Source organism: Nocardioides ginsengisegetis (assembly GCF_014138045.1).
Lineage (GTDB): Bacteria > Actinomycetota > Actinomycetes > Propionibacteriales > Nocardioidaceae > Nocardioides > Nocardioides ginsengisegetis.
Genome location: NZ_JACGXA010000001.1, coordinates 1,229,671 through 1,249,954, shown reverse-complemented (window position 1 = coordinate 1,249,954; position 20,284 = coordinate 1,229,671). Strand labels below are relative to the sequence as shown.

Below are 20,284 nucleotides of genomic sequence, written 5' to 3'. Positions count from 1 at the left end.
TGTCGCAGCCCCCGCCGCAAGGCCCACCCGCGCTAGGCAGCGCCTACGGGTGGGTGACCGCCACGGCCTCGAACTTCTCGCTGCCGCCGGCGAGGTCCTGCTCGGTGACGATGCCGACGCCCTGGGCGTAGTACTTCACCGACACGACCGACTTCTCCAGCCGCGACCACTCGAAGCTGCGCACGACCGAGGTGTAGCGGTGGCCGGCGACCCGCACCGTCGCGTCGTTCTGGACGATCCAGGCCTGGTCCTCGGCGTGCCCGCGGAGGAACTCCTGGCGGTAGGCGTCGGTCGGGCGGGGGTGCGCCGGCATGATGATCCCGGCCCGCGCGCCGTCGCGCCCGGCCCGCCACGACCCCTCGCGGGAGTCGACGTTGCCGTGCTCGTCGTACGTCGCGGTGTTCTCGCCGAAGTACCAGACGTTGCCGTCCTGGTCCGCGGCGTACCAGTCACGCGTCCGCTCGGCGACCGAGCCGTCGGCACGGAAGACGACGTCGTGGATGACCCGCGTCTTCACGCCCTGGATCATCTTGGTGTCGTGGGTGACCGTGAGCCGCTCGGTCAGCCGCTCCCCCTCGTCGACGCCGCGGTAGCGGACCACGGTGCCGGGCTTCAGCGGGAAGTAGGGGTTGGGCTTCGACGTCGCGAACGCGCCCGGGTCGACGGCGGCGGGAGCCGCGTGGTGAGTGACGTTGTGCGGTGCGGCCGCGGTCACGGGCGCTGCTCCGGACGCGGCAACGCCGGTCGTGACGGCGGCTGCGGAGGCCGCGCTCGCCAGGCACAGGGAGGCGATGGTCAGGGTCTTCACGGGAGGTCCTTCCTCGAGGGGTCACCCGAGGATGCCGCGTGCCCGCTGAAGGCAGCCTGAACCGCCGCTGAAGGGGGGTTGAATCGGGACTTCCCGTCACTCGAGTCGGTATTTCTCGTCACGTGAGTCGGGACTTCAGGTCAGCCGGGCGCGAGGGCATTGGCGGAAAGCCCCGATTCGAGTGGTCACAACTCCCGATTCGAGTGACTGGAAGTCCCGATTCGACCTGTCAGAGGGAGCCGGAGTTGGTGGAGCCCTTCGTGCACGACACGACCTTCGACCACAGTGGTCCGGTCCAGTTGCTGTAGACCGAGCGGATCGAGACGGTGTACTTCGTCGACGCCTTGTCGTTCGTCTGCGACACCGAGACGGTGCGGGTGTGCGCCGTGGAGGTCGAGGAGTTGCTCGGGCCGTCCTCGCTGGTCACCGTCACGGCGTACGACGATCCCGCGGGGCCGGTGTCGGTGAAGCCGCTGACCGTCACCGAGACGCCCTCGGTGCCGCCGCTGCTGGTGCACTGGTAGGTGCCGGTGACGCTCGTCGGGGCCACCAGGACGGCGGTGCCGACGGACTGTGCTGGCGCCGAGCTGGACGCGCTGAAACGGGCGAGGGCCAGGCCCGGCGTCAGGACCACGAGGGCAGCGACCAGCAGCACCGTGGCCGCGCGGCGGCTGAGGTCGAGGCTGGTCATGCCCCCAGTCTTTCGAAACGGATTCAAGCGGGACCCGAAGCAACCTCAAGAAAGCGGCAAGTTCTGGCACCATGTGCACATGTCAACGAGCTCGGGAGAAGACCGGAAGGCCCTCGTCGTCGAGGACGACGAGGACATCCGCTCCCTCATCGAGTTCACGCTCTCGACGCAGGGCTTCTCCGTCATGACCGTCGACTCCGGTCTGGCCGGCGTCGACGCGGTGCGCGACCACGACCCGGACCTGGTCACCCTGGACCTCGGCCTGCCCGGCATCGACGGCATCGAGGCCTGCCGTCGCATCCGCGAGATCTCCGACGCCTACGTCGTGATGATCACCGCGCGCGACGACGAGGTGGAGAAGCTGATCGGGCTGGAGACCGGCGCCGACGACTTCCTGTCCAAGCCGTTCAGCCCCCGCGAGCTCAAGGCCCGCGTCAACGCGATGTTCCGCCGGCCGCGCCGCGGCCCGCAGACGGTCGCCGTCCCGGTCAACAACCACGTCGCGGCCGAGCCCGAGCACGAAGTGCTGCGCCACGGCACCCTCACCGTCGACGTCGACGGCCGCCGGGCCTTCCAGGACGACAGCGAGCTGACGCTGACCCGCACCGAGTTCGACCTGCTGACCGAGCTGATGCGCACCCCTGCCCGGGTCTGGACCCGCGAGGCGCTGCTGCGCTCTGTCTGGGACACCGAGTGGGCCACCGACACCCACCTCGTCGAGGTGCACATCGGCAACCTGCGTCGCAAGCTGGGCGAGGGCCCCGGCGCGGCCAAGCTCATCCGCACCGTGCGGGGCGTGGGCTACCGCATGGAGGCACCCAGCTGACGCTGGGGACGAGACGGCGTCAGACCGCGGCGGCGAGGTAGCCGCCGAGCGCGAGGTGCGCCCGGGAGGCCACGACCGCGAGCCGGCGAGCCGACATCCGGGCCGAGGCCAGGTCCTCGCGGCGGACGCTCGCCTCGATGTCGCCGGCGATCTCGGCCAGCTCGCAGGTGCCGACCGTGGTCGAGGAGACCCGAAGGCTGAGCACCGCGTCGAGGGCGACCTCGAGGTCGGCGCATCCCAGGGCCTCGGCGATCCGGCCGACGCGCTGGGGAAGCATGGACTGGTAGCGGGTCGCGAAGACCGTCGGGTACGTCGTGTCGTCCACCTCGCTGGCGAGGCGGGCCAGCGCGCTGGCGTCGAAGGCCGGGGGCGTCGGGTGCGCTGGGTGCAGGGTCTCGCTCATGCGGCGACGACCTCCTCGTGCTCGTGGCTGGGCTGCGCGTGGTCGTCGTCCGAGTCGGTGCCGTCGGCGTCCCCGGCGGCGTCCCCGGCGGTGTCCCCCCTGGTGTCACTGGGGTCGTTGCCCCCTTCCGCGCCCTCCTCCTCCTTGCCCCAGATCAGCGTGAGGCCGAGGAGGATCAGTCCGCCGAAGGCGAACCAGAACACGCCGTGCCGGACAGCCGGCGTGCGGAGGACGCGGATCGCGGTGCCGAGCTTGGGGACGACTGCCCGTGCCTCCCACACGGTGTCGTCGCTCAGCGTCGCGGTCCAGGGGTCGACGTTCGGGTTGTTGTCACCCTTGGTCACGATCGTGGTCGAGCCGTCCTTGCCCCGGACGATCTTGGTCACCCGGTGGGTCTCCACCCGGTGGTCCTCGATCGGGATCTGGTAGCTGATCACGTCGCCGACCTTCAGCTCGCTGGTCGGCTTGGGCACCGTCACGACCACGTCACCCGGCATGATCCCCGGCTCCATCGAGCCGGTGAGCATCGTCGCGGTGCGGTAGCCGAAGAGGTGCGGGCCGAGCGCGATGGCGAAGAACGCCAGCACGCAGACGAGCAGGACGCCGTTGGCCACCCAGTGCCCGATCCGGCGACCCCAGGAGGGACGCGCGGCCGACGGAGCGGGAGCCTCGACGCGGTGGCGTCCGGCGCTGGCAACGGTGTGGCTCATGGTCTGCTCCTGTTCTGGGTCGGACGGGGAGTTGGCGGGGTGTGCGGCGGGGAGACAACGAGCCCGTGGGGTCGCCTGCTCGGTCAGGCGACCCCACGGGGGTCTGGGTCACCGGTAGGTGGCGGTGGCCTTCTGCGTGGCGTCGAAGGTGAACGTCACGGCGTTGGTGAGGCCTTGGAACGTGTTGTCGGCAGCGGTCGGCAGCACCATCGACAGGCGCAGGTTGACCGCGCCGGCGCTGCCGGCGTTGGCGTTGAGGGCCGTGGTGGCCGCGGCCAGGTCGAGGTTGGTGCCGATGACGGCGCGGGAGGCCAGGACGGAGGTGGTCGTGCCGGAGCAGGAGAGCGAGTTGTCCGACGCGCCCTTGGTCCAGGCGACCGAGCAGCTGTCGATCGCGAGCTGCAGGCCGTTGGTGGCGTCGCTCGTGAGCAGGTTCGGGGTGCTGGTGCTGGTGGTCATCTTGACCGAGCCGAAGGACTCGGTGCCCGCGGAGCGGGTCAGCGTGACGGCCCGCTGGATCGTGTCACCCGGGAGGACCTGGGTGGCGGCCACGGTGGTGGCCACCGCGCCCTGGTTCAGACCCAGCTGGACGACACCGGAGGTGACGTTGGCGCTGGCCGAGGTGCTCGAGGTGAACGAGCCGAAGGTGCCGAGGCCGGCGACGGAGGCGGCTCCACCGACGAGGACGACGGACGCCAGGACCTTGGCGGTGGTGGTGCTCAGGAGGGAGGTAGCCATTGCTGTTCCTTTGATCAGGACCAGCTGTCCGGCTGGTCATTTCCTTGATGACCAGAACTCTGCAGGGCTCCCTTCAAGGGACCGGCCGGGATTCCCTCGGGGTTTGCTCAAGATGCCGACAAGTCTCCAGAGGTTGGGGATCCGAACCTCAAGGTGAGCGTCCGCGGCCCCGGCTCGAAGCCCAGCGCGCGGTAGACGCGCCCGGGCACCGGGTGGTCGTCGTCGCCCCGAGGACAGACGAGGCCGAGGCTCGCCCCGGCGTCCCGCGCGGCGTGCAGGGCCGCCAGGCTGACGGCTCCGGCCAGGCCACGTCCTCGGTGGTCGGGTGCGCAGCCGACGGGCTCGACGAGCGCCACGCCCGTGCCCGGGTCCAGCCAGACCAGGCAGGACGCCACCATCTCGCCCTCGGCGGTGACCGCCACCCAGTCCAGCTCGTGGCGGTAGGGCGGCGTCGCCATCAACCCGGCGTACGCCGCAGCCGACACCCGGCTCGTCCCGCCCGGAGCCGCCCAGGCGGCCCGGTGGCACGCGGCCCGCTCCTCGTGCTCCGAGGGCTCCACGTGGCGCAGCGTGTAGCCGGGCACGGGCGGCACGTCGCGCAACGCCGTGAGGTCGAGGTGGTGGTGGGTGAACCAGGGCTGGTCCTCCACCTCGAAGCCGGCCCGCGACAGGCCCGCGAGCACCCCGGTCTCCGTCTCCAGCGTCATCGTGCGCAACGGACCCGCCGGTGCCCGGTCCAGGAACCAGCCGGCCGCGTCGTCGACGACATCCGGGTGCGCGGGGTCGACGCACAGCTCCAGCCAGTCGTCGGCCTCCGCCCACGCCCAGCCCACGAGCTCGCCCGCCACCCGGAACAGCGCGACCGGGCCGTGTCCGAGGTCGAGGCCATAGCGGGCGGACCAGGCCAGCTGGCCCGGGTGGTGACGTGCGGACCGGGTCCACAGGCGGGAGGCGAGCTCCTGCATCTGCGGCAGCGCCTCGTCCACGGAGGCCACCGCGGTGCCGACGGTGCTCACGCCCCGGCGAGCTCGGCGAACCAGGCCGCGACCTTGGCCGGGTCGTGGCCCAGCGCCGAGTCGTAGGCGGTGAACTCCGTCATGCACACGCCGGGCACGTCGGTCTCCCACCACGAGCCGCTCGGCTGGACCTTCTCGCGCTCCATCAGGGCGGCGAACCGCTCCTGGAGCCCCGGCAGCGGCGACTCGGCGTGGACGAAGAAGGTGTTGGTGTGCGGCGGAGACGGGTTGACCCGCAGTCCGGCGGCCACCAGCTCCTTGGCGAACGCCCGCGCCCACGCGACGTACTCCCCCATCCGCGGGAGCCGGTCTCGCAGCCCGACCAGCGCGCCCACGGCGTACGGCGAGAGCCGGTAGAGCTGGCCGCCCATCCGCTGCCGCCACACGCGCAGCTCGTCCATGGCGTCCTGCTCGCCGACCACCGCGGCACCGGACGCGGCGCCCATGCCCTTGTAGAACGAGACGTACATCGAGTCGAACAGCGCCGCGATCTCCGCGAGCGGCCGGTCGTAGAAGGGCTGCGACTCCCAGATCCGGGCCCCGTCGACGTGCAGCGGCACCCCGAGCTCGCGGGCGGCGGCGGACAGCTCGGTGAGCTGCTCCCACGTGGGCAGCAGGCACCCGGCGTCGCGCAGCGGCAGCTCGACGAGGGCGGCGCCGAGACCCGGCGTCATCGCCCGGAGCGCCTCGGCGGTCGCGACCTCGCGGCCGGAGGTGAGCGGCTCGAAGCGAAGGTCGTGCAGGAGTCGCGGCCCGTCCGCCTCGTGCTTGAGGAGGTGCGAGAGGTCCTGGATGCCCACGCGACGAGTGCCGCGACGTTCGCACCACACCCGCAGCATCGACTGCTGGGCCATCGTCCCGCTGACGAAGAAGACGGCCGCGGGCTTGCCCATGAGCTCGGCGAGCTCGGTCTCGAGCCGGGTGACGGCCCCGCCGTCGGCGTACATGTCCCAGTCGTCGATGCCGAGCTCCTCGCACGCCCGGGCGAGGCCGGCGAAGACCTCGGCCGGGGCGGTCTTCGGGTGCCACGGCACCAGGGTGGTGCAGGCGCGGACGGCGGCCTTGAGCCGGTCATCGAGTTCGGTCACGCGGCCGAGCCTCTCCTGCCGGGCGGCGGGGCGCAACGCCATTTGCGTCGGAGGCGGATGTACCCGGCGGATGAACCCGGCGGAGGGCCCGGCCGTGACCACCAGTGGGCTCCCGTGCCCGCCAGTCAGGTTCCGTGCAGGTTCCATGCACGAAACTCGCCCAGTCCACACCCAGAGGAGTCCCATGTTCGACCTCATCAACGGCCTGCCCCTCCACCCCCTCGTCGTCCACGCCGTCGTGGTGCTCGTGCCGCTGGCAGCGCTGGGCACCATCGCGCTGGCCCTGCGACCGACCTGGCGCCACCACTACGGCTGGCTCGTCGTCGGCGCCGCCGCGCTCGGCACGATCCTGGACCCGATCGCCACCTCGAGCGGCGAGGCCCTCGAGAAGCACGTCGGCGACCCCGGTGAGCACGCCGCCCTGGGCGACCAGCTCATCTGGTTCCTGGTCCCGCTGCTCGTGCTGTCGCTGGCGCTCGTGCTCCTGGACCGCAGGCGGCCCGACGCCACCACCGCCCTGCGGGCCGTCGCGGTCCTCGGTGTTGTTGCCGCCCTGGCGACGACCGTGCAGGTCTACCGGATCGGCGACTCCGGCGCCCGCGCCGCCTGGGGCGACCAGGTGTCCGCCACCACCACTTCAGGGGGAGACTGACCACATGGCGACCATCGGACTCTGCGAGGACGACCCGGCGATCCGCCGCGTGGTCGGCCAGGCGCTGGGCCTCGCCGGGCACAGCGTCGTCGCGGCCCACACCGGCGGCGAGGCGCTGCGCCAGTTCGGTCCGGAGGTGGACCTCGACGTGGTCATCCTCGACATCGGACTTCCCGACGCCGACGGCCGCGACGTCTGTCAGGCGTTGCGCTCGGCCGGCCAGGCGGCCCCCGTGCTGTTCCTCACCGCCCTCGGCACGGTCCACGACCGGCTCGCCGGCTTCTCGGCCGGCGCGGACGACTACTTGCCCAAGCCCTTCGACGTGAAGGAGCTGATCGCTCGCGTGGAGGCCCTGGCCCGCCGTGGGCGCACCCCGGTCGCCGCCTCCGGCGACCTGCTGCTCGACCCGACCCGTCACTCGTTGCGCTGCCGTGACTCCGAGGTGGCCCTGACCCCCACGGAGTTCCGGATGCTGGCAGCGATCACGTCGCGTCCCGGCGAGGTCGTACGCCGCCGGGCCGTCGTGGCCGCCGCCTGGCCCGACGGCGCCATCGTCAGCGAGAACACCGTCGACTCCTACATCCGCAGGGTCCGCCGCAAGCTCGAGGAGCTCGACTCCCCGGTCAGCCTGCAGACCGTGCGCGGGGTCGGGTTCGTCCTGAGGTGATCACGAGCCGCTGGCGCCACGCGTCCTTCCGCACCCAGATCGTGTTCTCCACGATGGCGCTGATCGCGCTCGGCATGGTCGCGGTGACGTTCGGCATCCAGCTGCTGCTCCACCAGACCACCGAGAACACCATCAACACCCTGCTCGAGGAGCGCAACGACGCCGTCGTCGCCGCGGTCGACTCGGCCTCCGGGTCCACCCTCACGGTGCCCGCCGAGGTCCTCGAGCCCGGCGTCGCCGTGTACGACGCCCACGGCCACCGCGTCGCCGGCGACCTCGCCACGGTCTCCACCGAGCACCTGCTGCCGCTGACCACCGTCACGACGACCACCTACACCCGGATCGGCGAGCGCGCCCGCCTGCGCGCCCAGCCGTTCACGACCGGCTCCGGCGTCTCCGGTGTCGTGATCGTGAGCGAGCCGCTGGCGCCCTACGAGCGCGCGGGCCGGTTCGTCATGTTCGCCTGCATCGCGATCGGCCTGATCGTGCTCATCGCCAGCGGCCTGATCGCGCGCTGGGTCACCAACCGGGCGCTGGCGCCGGTGGTCCAGATGGCCGACCGGGCCACCGACTGGAGCGAGCACGACCTCGGTCGGCGGTTCGAGCTCGGCCCGTCGACCAACGAGATCGCGGCCCTGGGCAACACTCTGGACGGTCTGCTCGAACGCGTCGCGATGACGATCCGGGCCGAGCAACGGCTGACCTCGGAGCTCGCCCACGAGCTGCGGACCCCCCTCGCGGCGATCCAGGGCTCGGCCGACCTCGCCCTGATGCGTGGCGAGGTCAGCGACGACGTCCGGGAGGACCTCGAGCAGATCGCGCTCGCCTCACGGGCCATGGCCGTCACCATCACGACCCTCCTCGACCTGGCCCGCGAGCCCGAGGCGGTCCAGAGCACCGCGACCTGCCTGCTCGGCGACGTGGTCGACGCGGTCGTCCCGCTCGTGCCCGGCGAGCTCGCGCTGGCCCGCACCGCAGGCCCCGACGGGGTCCGGGTCGCGGCCCCGCGCGACCTCGTGGTCCGGGCCCTCTCCCCGGTCGTCGAGAACGCCGTCCGGCACGCCCGCTCGGCCGTGTCCCTCGACGTCGCGGTGCACCCGGCCGGCGTCGAGGTCCGGGTCGGCGACGACGGCCCCGGCGTCGACCCGACCGTGCGCGAGGCCGTCTTCGACGCCGGCGCCGCGGGCCCGGGCGGAGGCACCGGCCTGGGGCTGGGCATCGCCCGTCGGGTGGCGCGCTCTGTCGGGGGCGACGTACTCCTCGCCGAGGGGGCCTCCCCCGCCGGCGGGGCGCTGTTCGTGCTGCGGCTCCCCCGCCTCTGACCCCGACCGCCCGGGGTCAGCGCACCGGCAGCCCGAACGACTCCGCCATCGACGCCGCACCCTTGGCACGGTGCAGGTAGGGCAGCTGCGCGACGTCGTCGTACAGGCGCGTCAGCGAGTAGTGGTTGAGGCGGCGCTTGATCACGTGGTGGTCCTGGCTGGGGTGGATGACGACGGTGAGCACCCGGTTGCCGTGGTTGCGGTCGTCCTCGTCGGCGGTCAGCACGACCGCGAGGTGGCCCGACGTCCAGTCGGGACCGTCGAAGACCTGGGTCATCAGCGCCTTGAACCAGGCGTCGGCCTTCTTCAGCGTGCCGTCGTGGGCGTCGTGCGCGAGGTCGGGGACCACCATGCCCACCCGCGGCAGGTCGCCGGCCGTGACATCGCCGGCGAACCGGCTCATCCGCAGGTCGTGCTTGCGGCACTGGGCGCGCTCGTCGACGAAGTAGGTCCACGGGTTGTGCCGCACGGCGTAGTTCCCGCTGCTGGTCAGCGCGCACCGGCTCGGCATGCCCTGGGCGTACGTCGCCGCCGTGCGGTCGTTCGCGATGGCCTGCCCGAACACCGAGCGGCCACCCAGCTGGTGCGCCGCAGGGTCGGCGTCGTCGTCGATGCCGTAGGTCTTGCCGCCGGCGATCGCGATGTAGTTGGGCAGCGAGGGGTGCGTGATCGCGTAGTAGCCGGTGGCGTAGCCGTAGCGCTTGGCCAACCGGAACGTGTAGGGCATGCCGGCCTTCATCTGCGCCAGCGAGTGGTTCTCCTCCACGACCACGAGCAGCTTGGTCACCTTGGGGGTCGTCGCGGCGGCCACGGCCGCAGCCGCGTGGCTCGCCTCTCCGGCGGGCGATGGGCCCGCGTCGGGTCCCGGGGAGGCGCTGGAGCACGCTCCCGTGAGGACGAGGGCGAGGGTGGTGACGGTCAGGGCGGCGCGGCTGAGAACCTTCACCCCCAGGAGGCTAGTTCAGCATCCGCATCGTCCGGGGGACGCCCCCACCGCGCTGGACCTCCTCGACCAGCTCCTGCAGGGCGGTCAGCGCGACGTTCTGGGACATCGGGCCGAACGACACACGGCTCACGCCGAGCTCCTCCAGGCGAGCCAGCGACGGGTTGCCGGGGATGGCGATCATGCTCAGGCGCTGTGGACCGAAGGCGCCGACCAGGGTCTCGACCTGCTCCTCGTTCAACCGGGCGGGCACGAAGACGAGTGGGGCGCCGGCGTCGAGGTAGGCCTTGCCTCGTTCGACCGCGTCCTGGAGGCTCTCGGCCGGGTCTCGGTCACGGGCCTTCGCGAAGGCGTCGGTGCGGGCGTTGAGCACGAAGTCGACGCCCTCCTCGGCCGCCACCTTCATCATCTTCTCCACGTTGCCGGCCGCCTCGGCCAGCGGGCGCAGCTGGTCCTCGATGTTGGCCCCGACGACGCCGACGCCGATCGCGCGGCGGATCGTCTCCGCGGGGTCGCCGTAGCCGCCCTCGAGGTCGGCGGTGACCGGCAACGAGGTCGAGGCCACGATCCGCCCGACCATGTCGAGCATCGTGTCCAGCGGGATGTTCTCGCCGTCGGGGTAGCCGTAGGTCGCGGCGATCGAGTGGCTCGCGGTCGCGAGGGCCGTGGTGCCCTCGACGGCGGCGACGACGGTGGCGCTGATGACGTCCCAGACGTTGACGAGGCTCAGCAGCTTGGGGTCACGGTGGAGGCGCAGCAGCTCCGCGCCGCGCTCGATGGTTCCTCGGTCGGCCATGACGAGGAATCTAGCCCCAGAAGATCCGGTCCACGACGGCGTGGGCGCGGCGGGTGATCCGGAGGTAGTCGTTGACCATCTCGTCCGAGGCGCCGGGCGCGTAGCCGAGCATGGCCGCGACCGCCGCCTTCTCGCGGGCGTCGCGGGGCAGGTGGTCGCCGGGCTTGCCGCGGACCAGGGTCACGGCGTTGCGGATCCGCGAGACCGTGCGCCAGCCGTGCTCGAGCTCCTCGGCGTCCTCGACCGAGATCAGCTCCGCCTCGACCGCCGCGGACAGCGCCTCGAGCGTGCGGGAGGTGCGCAGGGCGGGCACCCGGCCGGCGTGCCGCATCTGCAGCAGCTGCACGGTCCACTCGATGTCGGCGAGCCCGCCGCGGCCGAGCTTGAGGTGGGTGGTGGGGTCGGCGCCCCGCGGCAACCGCTCCTGGTCGACGCGGGCCTTGATCCGGCGTACCTCGACCACGTCGTCGTCGGTGATCCCCTCGGCCGGGAAGCGCAGGGGGTCGATCATCGCCTCGAAGCGCTCGCGCAGGTCGCGGTCGCCGACCACCGCGTCGGCGCGCAGCAGCGCCTGGGCCTCCCAGACCTTCGACCACTTGGCGTAGTAGGCCGCGTAGGACTCCAGCGTGCGCACCAGCGCGCCCTGCTTGCCCTCGGGCCGCAGGTCGGCGTCGACGAGCAGCGCAGGGTCGTCGCCGGGCAGCGAGAGCAGGCGGCGGATCTCGTTGGCCACTGCCTGGGCGTACGACGCCGCAGCCTGCGGGTCGGCGCCCGGCTCGGGGTCGTGCACGAACAGCACGTCGGCGTCCGAGCCGTAGGACAGCTCGAAGCCGCCGTAGCGACCCATCGCGATCACCGCGATCCGGGTCGGCGGCGCGTCCAGCGACCGCGCCTCGCAGACCGCCCGCATCGTGACCACGAGCGTGGCCTCGAGCGTCGCGTCGGTGAGGCGGGACAGGCCGGCCCCCACGTCGGCCACGTCGATCAGCCCCAACATGTCGCCGGCCGCGATCCGGAACAGCTCGCGGCGCCGGATCGCGCGGATCGCGCGGACCGCCTTCTCGGGGTCCTGCTGCCGGCTGCTGGAGGCGACCATCTCCTCGGTGAGCGCCTCGGCGGGCAGCGGGTCGAGGTCCTCCCCCAGCATCCGCACGCCCTGCGGCTCGCGCTCGAGCAGCCGGGTGGCGTAGCGCGAGGTGGCCAGCAGCTTCGCGAGCCGCTCGGCCACCTGGCCCTCGTCGCGCAGCGTCTTGAGGTACCAGGGCGTGTCGCCGAGCGACTCGCTGATCCGGCGGAAGCCGAAGAGCCCGGCGTCCGGGTCGGGCGCGTCGGCCATCCACCCCAGCATCGCGGGCAGCAGCGCCCGCTGGATCCGGGCCGCCCGCGTCACGCCGCTGGTCAGCGCCTCGAGGTGGCGCAGCGCGGCCTTCGGGTCGGCGTACCCGAGCGCGGCCAGGCGGGAGGCCGCGGCCTCGGGCGAGAGCCGGGCCTCCGGGCCGGGGATCTTCGCCACCGCGGCCAGCAGCGGGCGGTAGAAGAGCTTCTCGTGCAGGCGACGCACCTCGCGGCGGTGGTGCTGCCAGGTCTTGTCGAGGTTGGCGGCCGGCTCCTTGTGGAAGCCCATGCTCCGGCCGAGCCGCCGCAGCGCCCCCTCGTCGGTCGGCACCACGTGCGTACGACGCAGCTGCGAGAGCTGGATCCGGTGCTCGAGCATCCGCAGGAAGGAGTAGGCCTCGTGCAGCGCCTCGCCGTCCTCGCGGCCGACGTAACCGCCCCGGGTCAGCTCGGCCAGCGCGCTCAGGGTCGCCTGGGCCCGGAGCTTCTCGTCGGCGCGGCCGTGCACGAGCTGGAGCAGCTGGACGGCGAACTCGACGTCGCGCAGCCCGCCGGAGCCCAGCTTGAGCTGCCGGTCCGCCTCGCGCGGCGGGATGTGGTCGACGACGCGGCGACGCATCGCCTGGGTGTCCTCGACGAAGCCCTGGCGCTCGGCGGCGCTCCAGACCAGCGGCGCGACCATGGCGACGTACTCACGGCCGAGCGCGAGGTCGCCGGCGACCGGCCGGGCCTTGAGCAGGGCCTGGAACTCCCACGTCTTGGCCCAGCGCTCGTAGTAGCCGCGGTGGCTGGCGATCGTGCGGACCAGCGGCCCGGACTTGCCCTCGGGCCGCAGCGCGGCGTCGACCGGCCAGATGGTGCCCTCGCCGGTGTGGTCGCCGCAGACCTGGATGAGGTTGCTCGCGAGCTGCGTGGCTGCCCGGGCGGCCACGCTCTCGTCGGCGCCGTCGACGGGCTCGTAGGCGAAGATCACGTCGACGTCGGAGACGTAGTTGAGCTCGTGGCCGCCGCACTTGCCCATCGCGACGACCGCCAGCCTCGTGGACGCCGCGTCGGCCCCGACCCGCTGCCGCGCGATCGCCAAGGCCGCCTCGAGGGTGCCGGCGGCCAGGTCGGACAGCTCGGCGGCCGCGTCGTCGAGACCGAGGTGGTGGGCCAGGTCGCGGGAGGCCAGCCGCAGCAGGATCCGGCGGTACTCGACGCGCAGCGCGTCCAGCGCCGCGGCGTCGGGGACGGTCGCGGTCGGCCGCGGGTCGTGCGGGTCGGCGCCGACCGCGCGCAGCAGCCCCTCCCTCACGGCGTACGCCGCCGGGCGGGTCGACCCGAGCAACGGATCGGTCAGCTCGTGCCAGTGACCCGGGTGCCGGACGAGGTGGTCGCCGAGCGCCTCGCTGGCGCCGAGCACGCAGAGCAGCCGCATGGCCGTGCCCTCGTCGTCGACCAGCGCCGCCAGCAGCTCGTCCCGGTCCTCGGCCGCCTCGGCGACCCGGACCAGCGCGGCCAGCGCCTGGTCGGGGTCGGCGGTCCGGGACAGCAGCGCCAACAGCGGGTCACCGGCCGGCCCCAGCGCGGCGAGGGCGTCGAGCGCCCCGTCGGCGTCGAGGAAGCCCAGGCGCAGGAGCGTGCCCTTGCCGGTGGTGGCCCGGCTCATCGAGGGGCCGCGGCCAACCGCGCGAAGCCGTCGGCCAGCGGGCGCCAGGCGTCGTCGAGCTCGGCCCGGGCCGCGTCGATGTCGCGCAGCAGCGCCTCCTGGTCGATGCCCCGCGCCTCGTGGGAGCCCCTGTCGGAGTCGGCCCACGGCTTCAGGACCGAGACGTCGACCTCCGGGTGCAGCTGCACGCCCCACACCGTGGCGGCGTAGCGGACGGCCTGCACCTCGCCCCGGCCGGTCGCGGCCAGCAGCGTGGCACCGTCGGGCAGCGCCGTGACCACGTCGTCGTTCCACTGGACCCCGCGACGCGGTGTCGCGACGGGGCCGAGCAGCGGGTCGGACGCGGCCGCGTCGGTCCACGCGACGCCGAGCAGGCCGACCTGCTGGCCCAGCGGGTTGGGCCCGACCGTGCCGCCGAGGGCGACGGCGATCAGCTGGTGGCCCAGGCAGATGCCCAGGGTGGGCAGGTCGGAGGCGACGGCTGCGCGCACGCGCTCCTTCACCACCGGCAGCCACGCGTGCCGGTCGTCGTCGTTGGCCCCCATCGGTCCGCCGAGGACGAGGAAGGCGTCGTAGCCCTCCAGCGCCGGGACCTCGTCGCCGGCGTAGGGGCGGACCACGTCGAGCTCGCAGCCGGCGGCGGCGAGCCAGTCGCCGACGAGGGCGGGCGGGCACTGGTCCTCGTGCTCGATGACCAGGATCCGCGGGGAGATCTTCGGGGAGCTCACGAGCGCCAACCTAGCCGGAGGTGCGGCCCGTGTCGGGGTCGCGTCCGGGCAGGGCGCCGACCAGGACCAGCAGCACCCCGACCACGATCAGGACCCAGCCGACCCCGACCCGGGTGAGCAGCAGCCCGTCGAGGATCGCGGCCGTGCCGCTGGCCGTCACCCACATCTTCACGCGGCGGTCCGCGAGGGCGAGCAGGGCCAGCGTGCGGACCGACAGGCCGAGCAGGACCAGGGCGGGGACGAGCACCACGAGCAGCACCACACCGGTCGAGGCGTCGTCACCGGTGTGGATCAGCAGCGCCACGGCGAGGATCACCATCACGGTGGCCGAGGCCAGCACGGCGTACAGCATCATCCGGAGCTGCCGGGCCCGCCCCCGGTCGTAGGGCGGCGGGAGATCGCGGTCCGACCGGGTCGTCACAGGACGGGCAGCATCCGGTCCCGCTCGAAGGCGGAGACTTGGCCGCGGTACTCCTCCCACTCCGCACGCTTGTTGCGGAGGAAGAAGTCGAAGACGTGCTCGCCCAGGGTCTCGGCCAGCAGCTCGGACTCCTCGGCGATCCCGATGGCGTCGTGCAGGGACCGCGGCAGCGGCGAGATGCCGAGGCTCTTGCGCTCCTTCTCCGACAGCGACCACACGTCGTCCTCGGCCTCGCGCGGGAGGTCGTAGCCCTCCTCGATGCCCTTCATGCCGGCGGCCAGCACCACGGCGTACGCGAGGTAGGGGTTGCAGGCCGCGTCGATGGTGCGCAGCTCGACGCGGGTCGACTGGCCCTTGTTGGGCTTGTACATCGGCACCCGGATCATCGCCGAGCGGTTGTTGTGGCCCCAGCAGATGTAGGACGGCGCCTCGCCGCCGAACATCATCCGCTTGTAGGAGTTGACCCACTGGTTGGTCACGACGCTGATCTCGGGCGCGTGCCGCAGGATGCCGGCGATGAACTGACGGCCCGTCTTGGAGAGCTGGTACTCGGCGCCGGCCTCGAAGAAGGCGTTCTGGTCGCCCTCGAAGAGCGAGACGTGCGTGTGCATGCCCGAGCCCGGGTGGGTCGTGTAGGGCTTGGGCATGAACGTCGCCCAGATCCCCTGGCTCAGCGCCACCTCACGGATGACGGTGCGGAAGGTCATGATGTTGTCGGCCGTCGACAGCGCGTCGGCGTAGCGCAGGTCGATCTCCTGCTGGCCCGGGCCGCCCTCGTGGTGGCTGAACTCCACCGAGATGCCCATCGACTCCAGCATCGTGATCGCCTCGCGCCGGAAGTCGGCGCCCATCGACTGCGCCGTGTGGTCGAAGTAGCCCGACCGGTCCACCGGCACCGGCTCGTCGCCGGCGGTCGGGGTGTTCTTGAAGAGGTAGAACTCGATCTCGGGGTGCGTGTAGAAGGTGAAGCCCTTCTCGGCCGCCTTGCTGAGCGTGCGCTTGAGGACGTAGCGGGGATCGGCGTACGACGGCGAGCCGTCGGGCATCACGATGTCGCAGAACATCCGCGCGGTCGAGGGGCCCTCACCGCGCCACGGCAGGATCTGGAAGGTCGACGGGTCGGGCTTGGCCAGCATGTCGGCCTCGTAGACGCGCGCGAAGCCCTCGATGGCCGAGCCGTCGAAGCCGATGCCCTCGGCGAAGGCCCCCTCGAGCTCGGCCGGGGCCACCGCCACGGACTTGAGGAAGCCCAGGACGTCGGTGAACCACAACCTGACGAACCGGACGTCCCGCTCCTCGAGAGCGCGGAGTACGAAGTCTTCCTGCTTGCCCATGGCCGCAGCCTAGCGGCGGCCGGCCCGCACTCGCGGGCACGGCCGCCGGGGCGGGACCAGGTCTGGATCAGGGCTTCTTGCAGGGCATGTAGTCCTGCGAGCCGAGGATCCCCTTGTAGGTCTTCAGGATCGGCCGCCACCACTCCTGGGTGACCTTGGTCCAGGCGAGCGTGCCGGGGGTCTTGCCCTGGTAGCCGTCGACCATGACCTTGCGGACCTCGAGCGGGATCGTCACCTCGGTGGCGTCGGTGCCCGCCCAGCAGCCCGACGCCTTGGTCTTGGAGCGCACGTCGTCGCGGGTCACGGTCGAGCCCGCCTTCTCGTGGTCGTAGCGGGTCACGATGTTGGCGACGAAGCCCGTGCTGTCGCCGTCCGACCCCTCCCAGGGAGCCCGGATCCAGAAGCTCATGCCGCGGGTGTGCTTGGTCGCGAACGTCCAGGAGACCGTGCCGTCCTTGACCGTCTTCTTCTTGCCCGACCAGGCCTTCTGCTGGCCGGCCTGGTACTGCAGCGGCTGGATCTGGCAGCCGTCGCAGTCGTGGACCGAGAAGGTCAGCGTGGTCGTCTGGGCGGCCGCGGCGGTGCTCGTCACGGACGTCAGCGGCGTCACGGGCGCGACCTCGGCGCGGGCCGCGTCGGCGGCGTAGCCGGTCAGGCTGGCGGCGACGCCCGCCACCGTGGTGGCGAGGACGGCGGTACGACGGGTGCGGGGCCGGGTGCTGGTCATGGTGTTCTCCTCGGGCGGTCGGCCCGGCGCTCCCGATGAGCGCCGTTGCCGGTGTCGCTGGGAATGACGCACGACCGGCCGGCTTTGTTGCGGGCCGTCCGGACTTTTCTTGGCGGGCCTCACGCCTCCGCGCGCGGCCGGACCTTCACGCAGCACCAGGGGTCGCCGGGATCGAGGGCGGCCTCCAGCCCGTGACAGCCGAGGCGCTCGACCACGCCCTCGACGAAGGCCTGGTTCATCCCGCACACCACCTCGGTGTGCTCGGCGGCGATCCGGTCGAAGGGGCAGTTGGCGAGGACGAGCTCGTCGCTCACCCGCGGCTCGTAGCCGTGCCGCGCGAGCACCTCCCCGACCCGGGCCAGCTCCGAGGAGCGGCGGTCGTGGTGCGGCGCCTCGGCCGCGATCCGGCTGCCCGCCTCCAGCGCGGCGGCACGGACGGCATCGGCGATCGGCGTACCTGCCAGGGAGCGGCCGACGGCGTCGGCGAGCACCGCCCCGGCGAGGTCGTAGCGCCGGTGCGGGAGGCTGACCTCCACCTCGTCCTCGGCCCGGCGGTAGAGCTTCGAGGGCCGGCCCGCGCCGGGCCCACTGCGGCCGGTGAGCCGTCGGAACTCCGTGACGAGCAGTCCCTCCTCGACGAGGCGGTCGAGGTGGTGCTTGGCCGTGTGCCGGGGCACGTCGACGCCGTCGGCGGCCTGGTCACGGCTGACCGCGTCGGGCTGCTCGGTGACGAAGCGGTAGAGCGCCCGGCGCACCGGGTCGGCCAGCGACCCGAGCTTGGTCACGCGGCGGGAAAAGCTCTCCTCGGGCATGGGGCACTTTCTAACAGACATGTCTATGGACGAAACAGTGGGACGACTCTACCGTAGGTATATCTATCTCTTAGAAAGGAGTCACCATGACGATCATGCACACGGCCCGGGACCGGACCCACGACGTCGCCCAGGAGATCTCGCGGGAGTTCCACGACCTCGCCACGATCGGGCGGATCGAACCCGCACGTCAGGCCTTCGTCATGCTGTGGGCGCTGTTCACGGTGGCGCCGATCGTCGTCGGGATCGACAAGTACTTCGACGGCCTGGCCAACTGGAAGGACTACCTCGCCCCCTGGATCAACGACATCGTCCCGGGCTCGGCCCACCAGATGATGCTCGGCGTCGGGGTCGTCGAGATCCTCGCCGGCCTGCTCGTCCTCACGATGCCGCGGATCGGCGCCTACGTGCTGGCGGCGTGGTTCGCCGGACTGGTGGTCAACCTGGTCAGCCAGGGCGAGTACTACGACATCGCGCTGCGCGACTTCGGCCTGATGGTGGCCGCGCTCGCCCTCGCCCGTCTCGCCACGACCTTCCACAAGCCGACCGACTGAATACCTAGGACCCGCCGGGCCCGCCGGCTGGGACGTTGGCCTCGATCTCGGCGAGCCACGCGGCGGGCGCGGCGTCCGACGGCATCCGCCAGTCACCGCGCGGCGACATCGTGCCGCCCGCGGTGACCTTGGGGCCGTTGGGCAGCGCCGACCGCTTGAACTGGCTGGCGAAGAAGCGCTTCGTGAACACCACGAGCCAGCGCCGGATCGTGGCGAGGTCGTAGACCTCGTGCCACGCGTGCCAGGCCAGGAAGGCGATCTTGCTCGGCCGGTAGCCACGGCGGAGCACGTGGAAGAGCGTGAAGTCCTGCAGGGCGTAGGGCCCCACGGTGTCCTCGGTGGCCTGCGGCTTCTTGCCGGCCTCGGTCGGGATCAGCTCGGGGGTGATCTCCTGCTGGAGGATCTCCTCGAGCAGCCCGGCGGTGTCGTCGTCGAACTGGCCGCTCTCCCCCACCCAGCGGATGAGGTGCTGGATCAGGGTCTTCGGCACGCCGGCGTTGACGTTGTAGTGGGACATCTGGTCGCCGACGCCGTACGTGCACCAGCCCAGCGCGAGCTCCGAGAGGTCGCCGGTGCCGACGACGATGCCGCCGCGGTGGTTGGCGAGCCGGAAGAGGTAGTCGTAGCGCAGCCCCGCCTGGACGTTCTCGAACGTGACGTCGTACGCCGGCTCGCCGTCGGCGAACGGGTGGCCGAGGTCCTCCAGCATCTGGCGTGCCGCCGGCCGGATGTCGAGCTCCTCGAAGCTGACGCCCAGCGACTTGGCGAGCCGGGTGGCGTAGGACTTCGTCGTCTCGCCGGTCGCGAAGCCGGGCATCGTGTAGGCGAGGATGTCCGACCGCGGCCGGCCGAGCCGGTCCATCGCCTTGGCCGCGACGATCAGGGCGTGGGTGGAGTCGAGGCCGCCGCTGACGCCGATCACGGCGTTGGGCTGGCCGATGGCGTGCAGCCGCTGCTCGAGGCCGGAGACCTGGATGTTGTAGGCCTCGTAGCAGTCCAGGGCCAGCCGGTCGAGGTCGTCGGGAACGAACGGGAAGCGGTCGACCTTGCGGCGCAGCCCGATGTCGCCGGTGGGCGCGGCCAGCTCGAAGTCGACGGTCCGGAACTCGCGGATGCGTGCGTCGTGGGTGCGCCGGTTGTCGTCGAAGGTCCCCTGGCGGATCCGGTCCTGCCGGATCCGGTCGAGGTCCACGTCGGCGACCGACCGGCGCGGGCCCTCGGGGAACCGCTCGGACTCCTCGAGCAGGTCGCCGCACTCGTAGACCATCGTCTGGCCGTCCCACGACAGGTCGGTCGTGGACTCGCCCTGGCCCGCGGCCGCGAAGAGGTACGCCGCGGAGCACCGTGCGCTCGCGCTGCGGACCAGCAGCCGCCGGTCCTCCGCGCGGGCCACCGTGATCGGGCTGCCGGACAGGTTGGCGAGCACGGTCGCACCGGCCAGGGCCGCCTCGCTGCTCGGCGGGATCGGCACCCACATGTCCTCGCAGACCTCGACGTGCAGCCGCAGGCCCGGCAGGTCGGTGGCGGCGAAGATCAGGTCGGGGCCGTAGGGGGCGTCGACGCCGGCGACCCGGATGGTGCTGCCGCGGCGATCGTCGCCGGGCGCGAAGTGCCGGCGCTCGTAGAACTCGCGATAGGTCGGCAGGTAGGACTTGGGGCTGACGCCGAGCACGCGGCCGCGGTGGATCACGACCGCGCAGTTGGTCACGCGGGTGCCGTGCAGCAGCGGGGCGCCGACCACGATCACCGACATCAGGTCCTCGGACTCGGCGACGATCTCCGCGATCGCCTCCTGCACCGCCTCGAGCAGGGTGTCCTGCAGCAACAGGTCGTCCACGGCGTACCCGCACAGCGAGAGCTCGGGGAAGACCGCCACCGCGACCCCGTCGTCGTGACAGGCCCGCGCCTGCTCCAGCACCGTGCGGGCGTTGGCCGCCGGGTCGGCGATCGTGACCGGCACCGTGCAGGCGGCGACGCGGGCGAACCCGTGGGCGTAGGCGGAGTAGAAGTCCACGCTTGGAGTCTAGGGTGCCGCTCCTGTCGCCGAGCCCGTCGAGACCCG

General features: G+C 72.3%; 21 protein-coding genes. 5 read left to right on the top strand and 16 right to left on the bottom strand.

Features of this window, described 5'->3' with window-relative positions; translation table 11 throughout:
* Positions 1-43 precede the first annotated feature (43 nt).
* Together FB382_RS05890 and FB382_RS05885 are read right to left on the bottom strand one after the other, a co-directional pair.
* On the bottom strand, positions 44-808 hold the full coding sequence (locus FB382_RS05890) for a hypothetical protein (RefSeq protein ID WP_182537565.1): 765 nt from the start codon (positions 806-808) through the stop codon (positions 44-46).
* A 229-nt stretch (positions 809-1,037) separates the two neighbouring features.
* On the bottom strand, positions 1,038-1,499 hold the full coding sequence (locus tag FB382_RS05885; RefSeq protein WP_182537563.1) for a hypothetical protein: 462 nt from the start codon (positions 1,497-1,499) through the stop codon (positions 1,038-1,040).
* A 79-nt stretch (positions 1,500-1,578) separates the two neighbouring features.
* On the opposite strand from FB382_RS05885, the gene FB382_RS05880 reads away from it, so the two are divergent.
* Positions 1,579-2,325 carry a response regulator transcription factor gene (locus tag FB382_RS05880; protein ID WP_125035554.1) on the top strand — a complete coding sequence of 249 codons (747 nt, stop codon included), beginning with the start codon at positions 1,579-1,581 and terminating at the stop codon, positions 2,323-2,325.
* Positions 2,326-2,344: 19 nt separating this feature from the next.
* On the opposite strand, the gene FB382_RS05875 is transcribed toward FB382_RS05880, so the two are convergent.
* The 5 genes from FB382_RS05875 to FB382_RS05855 form a co-directional block, all read right to left on the bottom strand.
* Positions 2,345-2,728: a hypothetical protein gene (locus tag FB382_RS05875; RefSeq protein ID WP_182537561.1), complete on the bottom strand. Its 384-nt coding sequence runs from the start codon at positions 2,726-2,728 to the stop codon at positions 2,345-2,347.
* Complete coding sequence (locus FB382_RS05870; RefSeq protein ID WP_182537558.1) at positions 2,725-3,438, bottom strand: signal peptidase I; 714 nt, start codon at positions 3,436-3,438, stop codon at positions 2,725-2,727. The genes FB382_RS05875 and FB382_RS05870 overlap by 4 nt, the downstream gene beginning before the upstream one ends.
* Positions 3,439-3,546: 108 nt before the next feature.
* Positions 3,547-4,176, bottom strand: a complete 630-nt coding sequence (locus FB382_RS05865; RefSeq protein WP_182537556.1) for a TasA family protein — start codon at positions 4,174-4,176, stop codon at positions 3,547-3,549.
* A 107-nt stretch (positions 4,177-4,283) separates the two neighbouring features.
* Positions 4,284-5,192: a GNAT family N-acetyltransferase gene (locus FB382_RS05860; protein ID WP_220481274.1), complete on the bottom strand. Its 909-nt coding sequence runs from the start codon at positions 5,190-5,192 to the stop codon at positions 4,284-4,286.
* Positions 5,189-6,280, bottom strand: a complete 1,092-nt coding sequence (locus FB382_RS05855; RefSeq protein WP_182537554.1) for a beta-eliminating lyase-related protein — start codon at positions 6,278-6,280, stop codon at positions 5,189-5,191. The genes FB382_RS05860 and FB382_RS05855 overlap by 4 nt, the downstream gene beginning before the upstream one ends.
* A gap of 184 nt (positions 6,281-6,464) precedes the next feature.
* On the opposite strand from FB382_RS05855, the gene FB382_RS05850 reads away from it, so the two are divergent.
* From FB382_RS05850 to FB382_RS22800, 3 genes are read left to right on the top strand one after another with little or no spacing between them, the layout of a single operon-like run.
* Positions 6,465-6,932: a DUF2231 domain-containing protein gene (locus FB382_RS05850; protein ID WP_182537552.1), complete on the top strand. Its 468-nt coding sequence runs from the start codon at positions 6,465-6,467 to the stop codon at positions 6,930-6,932.
* 4 nt (positions 6,933-6,936) lie between these two features.
* Positions 6,937-7,599 (top strand): response regulator transcription factor, encoded by a 663-nt coding sequence (locus FB382_RS05845; RefSeq protein WP_182537549.1) that lies wholly within the window; start codon positions 6,937-6,939, stop codon positions 7,597-7,599.
* Positions 7,596-8,921 (top strand): ATP-binding protein, encoded by a 1,326-nt coding sequence (locus tag FB382_RS22800; protein WP_182537547.1) that lies wholly within the window; start codon positions 7,596-7,598, stop codon positions 8,919-8,921. Before FB382_RS05845 ends, FB382_RS22800 begins: the two co-directional genes overlap by 4 nt.
* A 16-nt stretch (positions 8,922-8,937) precedes the next feature.
* Here FB382_RS22800 and FB382_RS05835 read toward each other — a convergent pair whose 3' ends face one another.
* From FB382_RS05835 to FB382_RS05800, 8 genes are all read right to left on the bottom strand, one after another.
* Positions 8,938-9,867, bottom strand: coding sequence for an alkaline phosphatase family protein (locus tag FB382_RS05835; RefSeq protein WP_343055500.1), 930 nt, complete (start codon positions 9,865-9,867; stop codon positions 8,938-8,940).
* A 10-nt stretch (positions 9,868-9,877) separates the two neighbouring features.
* A complete protein-coding gene (locus FB382_RS05830; protein WP_182537545.1) occupies positions 9,878-10,660 on the bottom strand; it encodes an isocitrate lyase/PEP mutase family protein in 783 nt (260 codons plus the stop codon).
* Positions 10,661-10,670: 10 nt separating this feature from the next.
* Complete coding sequence (locus FB382_RS05825; RefSeq protein WP_182537543.1) at positions 10,671-13,646, bottom strand: bifunctional [glutamine synthetase] adenylyltransferase/[glutamine synthetase]-adenylyl-L-tyrosine phosphorylase; 2,976 nt, start codon at positions 13,644-13,646, stop codon at positions 10,671-10,673.
* Positions 13,643-14,374 carry a glutamine amidotransferase-related protein gene (locus FB382_RS05820; protein WP_182537540.1) on the bottom strand — a complete coding sequence of 244 codons (732 nt, stop codon included), beginning with the start codon at positions 14,372-14,374 and terminating at the stop codon, positions 13,643-13,645. Before FB382_RS05820 ends, FB382_RS05825 begins: the two co-directional genes overlap by 4 nt.
* A gap of 10 nt (positions 14,375-14,384) precedes the next feature.
* Positions 14,385-14,795, bottom strand: coding sequence for a hypothetical protein (locus FB382_RS05815; protein ID WP_182537538.1), 411 nt, complete (start codon positions 14,793-14,795; stop codon positions 14,385-14,387).
* Positions 14,792-16,129: a glutamine synthetase family protein gene (locus tag FB382_RS05810; protein WP_125035540.1), complete on the bottom strand. Its 1,338-nt coding sequence runs from the start codon at positions 16,127-16,129 to the stop codon at positions 14,792-14,794. Before FB382_RS05810 ends, FB382_RS05815 begins: the two co-directional genes overlap by 4 nt.
* 67 nt (positions 16,130-16,196) lie before the next feature.
* Positions 16,197-16,856 carry a hypothetical protein gene (locus tag FB382_RS05805; protein WP_182537536.1) on the bottom strand — a complete coding sequence of 220 codons (660 nt, stop codon included), beginning with the start codon at positions 16,854-16,856 and terminating at the stop codon, positions 16,197-16,199.
* 119 nt (positions 16,857-16,975) lie between these two features.
* Positions 16,976-17,668 (bottom strand): helix-turn-helix transcriptional regulator, encoded by a 693-nt coding sequence (locus FB382_RS05800; protein WP_182537534.1) that lies wholly within the window; start codon positions 17,666-17,668, stop codon positions 16,976-16,978.
* A gap of 86 nt (positions 17,669-17,754) precedes the next feature.
* On the opposite strand from FB382_RS05800, the gene FB382_RS05795 reads away from it, so the two are divergent.
* Positions 17,755-18,222, top strand: coding sequence for a hypothetical protein (locus FB382_RS05795; protein ID WP_220481273.1), 468 nt, complete (start codon positions 17,755-17,757; stop codon positions 18,220-18,222).
* Positions 18,223-18,226: 4 nt separating this feature from the next.
* Here the strand turns inward: FB382_RS05795 and FB382_RS05790 are convergent, their stop codons facing one another.
* Positions 18,227-20,236 (bottom strand): NAD(+) synthase, encoded by a 2,010-nt coding sequence (locus FB382_RS05790; protein ID WP_182537532.1) that lies wholly within the window; start codon positions 20,234-20,236, stop codon positions 18,227-18,229.
* Between the last annotated feature and the right edge of the window lie 48 nt (positions 20,237-20,284).

Coding starts and splice junctions, on each gene's coding strand:
- FB382_RS05795 (WP_220481273.1), top strand. CDS start 17,755: ATGACGATCATGCACACGGCCCGGGACCGGACCCACGACGTCGCCCAG.
- FB382_RS05885 (WP_182537563.1), bottom strand. CDS start 1,499: ATGACCAGCCTCGACCTCAGCCGCCGCGCGGCCACGGTGCTGCTGGTC.
- FB382_RS05805 (WP_182537536.1), bottom strand. CDS start 16,856: ATGACCAGCACCCGGCCCCGCACCCGTCGTACCGCCGTCCTCGCCACC.
- FB382_RS05870 (WP_182537558.1), bottom strand. CDS start 3,438: ATGAGCCACACCGTTGCCAGCGCCGGACGCCACCGCGTCGAGGCTCCC.
- FB382_RS05850 (WP_182537552.1), top strand. CDS start 6,465: ATGTTCGACCTCATCAACGGCCTGCCCCTCCACCCCCTCGTCGTCCAC.
- FB382_RS05830 (WP_182537545.1), bottom strand. CDS start 10,660: ATGGCCGACCGAGGAACCATCGAGCGCGGCGCGGAGCTGCTGCGCCTC.
- FB382_RS05845 (WP_182537549.1), top strand. CDS start 6,937: ATGGCGACCATCGGACTCTGCGAGGACGACCCGGCGATCCGCCGCGTG.
- FB382_RS05865 (WP_182537556.1), bottom strand. CDS start 4,176: ATGGCTACCTCCCTCCTGAGCACCACCACCGCCAAGGTCCTGGCGTCC.
- FB382_RS05810 (WP_125035540.1), bottom strand. CDS start 16,129: ATGGGCAAGCAGGAAGACTTCGTACTCCGCGCTCTCGAGGAGCGGGAC.
- FB382_RS05875 (WP_182537561.1), bottom strand. CDS start 2,728: ATGAGCGAGACCCTGCACCCAGCGCACCCGACGCCCCCGGCCTTCGAC.
- FB382_RS05880 (WP_125035554.1), top strand. CDS start 1,579: ATGTCAACGAGCTCGGGAGAAGACCGGAAGGCCCTCGTCGTCGAGGAC.
- FB382_RS05825 (WP_182537543.1), bottom strand. CDS start 13,646: ATGAGCCGGGCCACCACCGGCAAGGGCACGCTCCTGCGCCTGGGCTTC.
- FB382_RS05800 (WP_182537534.1), bottom strand. CDS start 17,668: ATGCCCGAGGAGAGCTTTTCCCGCCGCGTGACCAAGCTCGGGTCGCTG.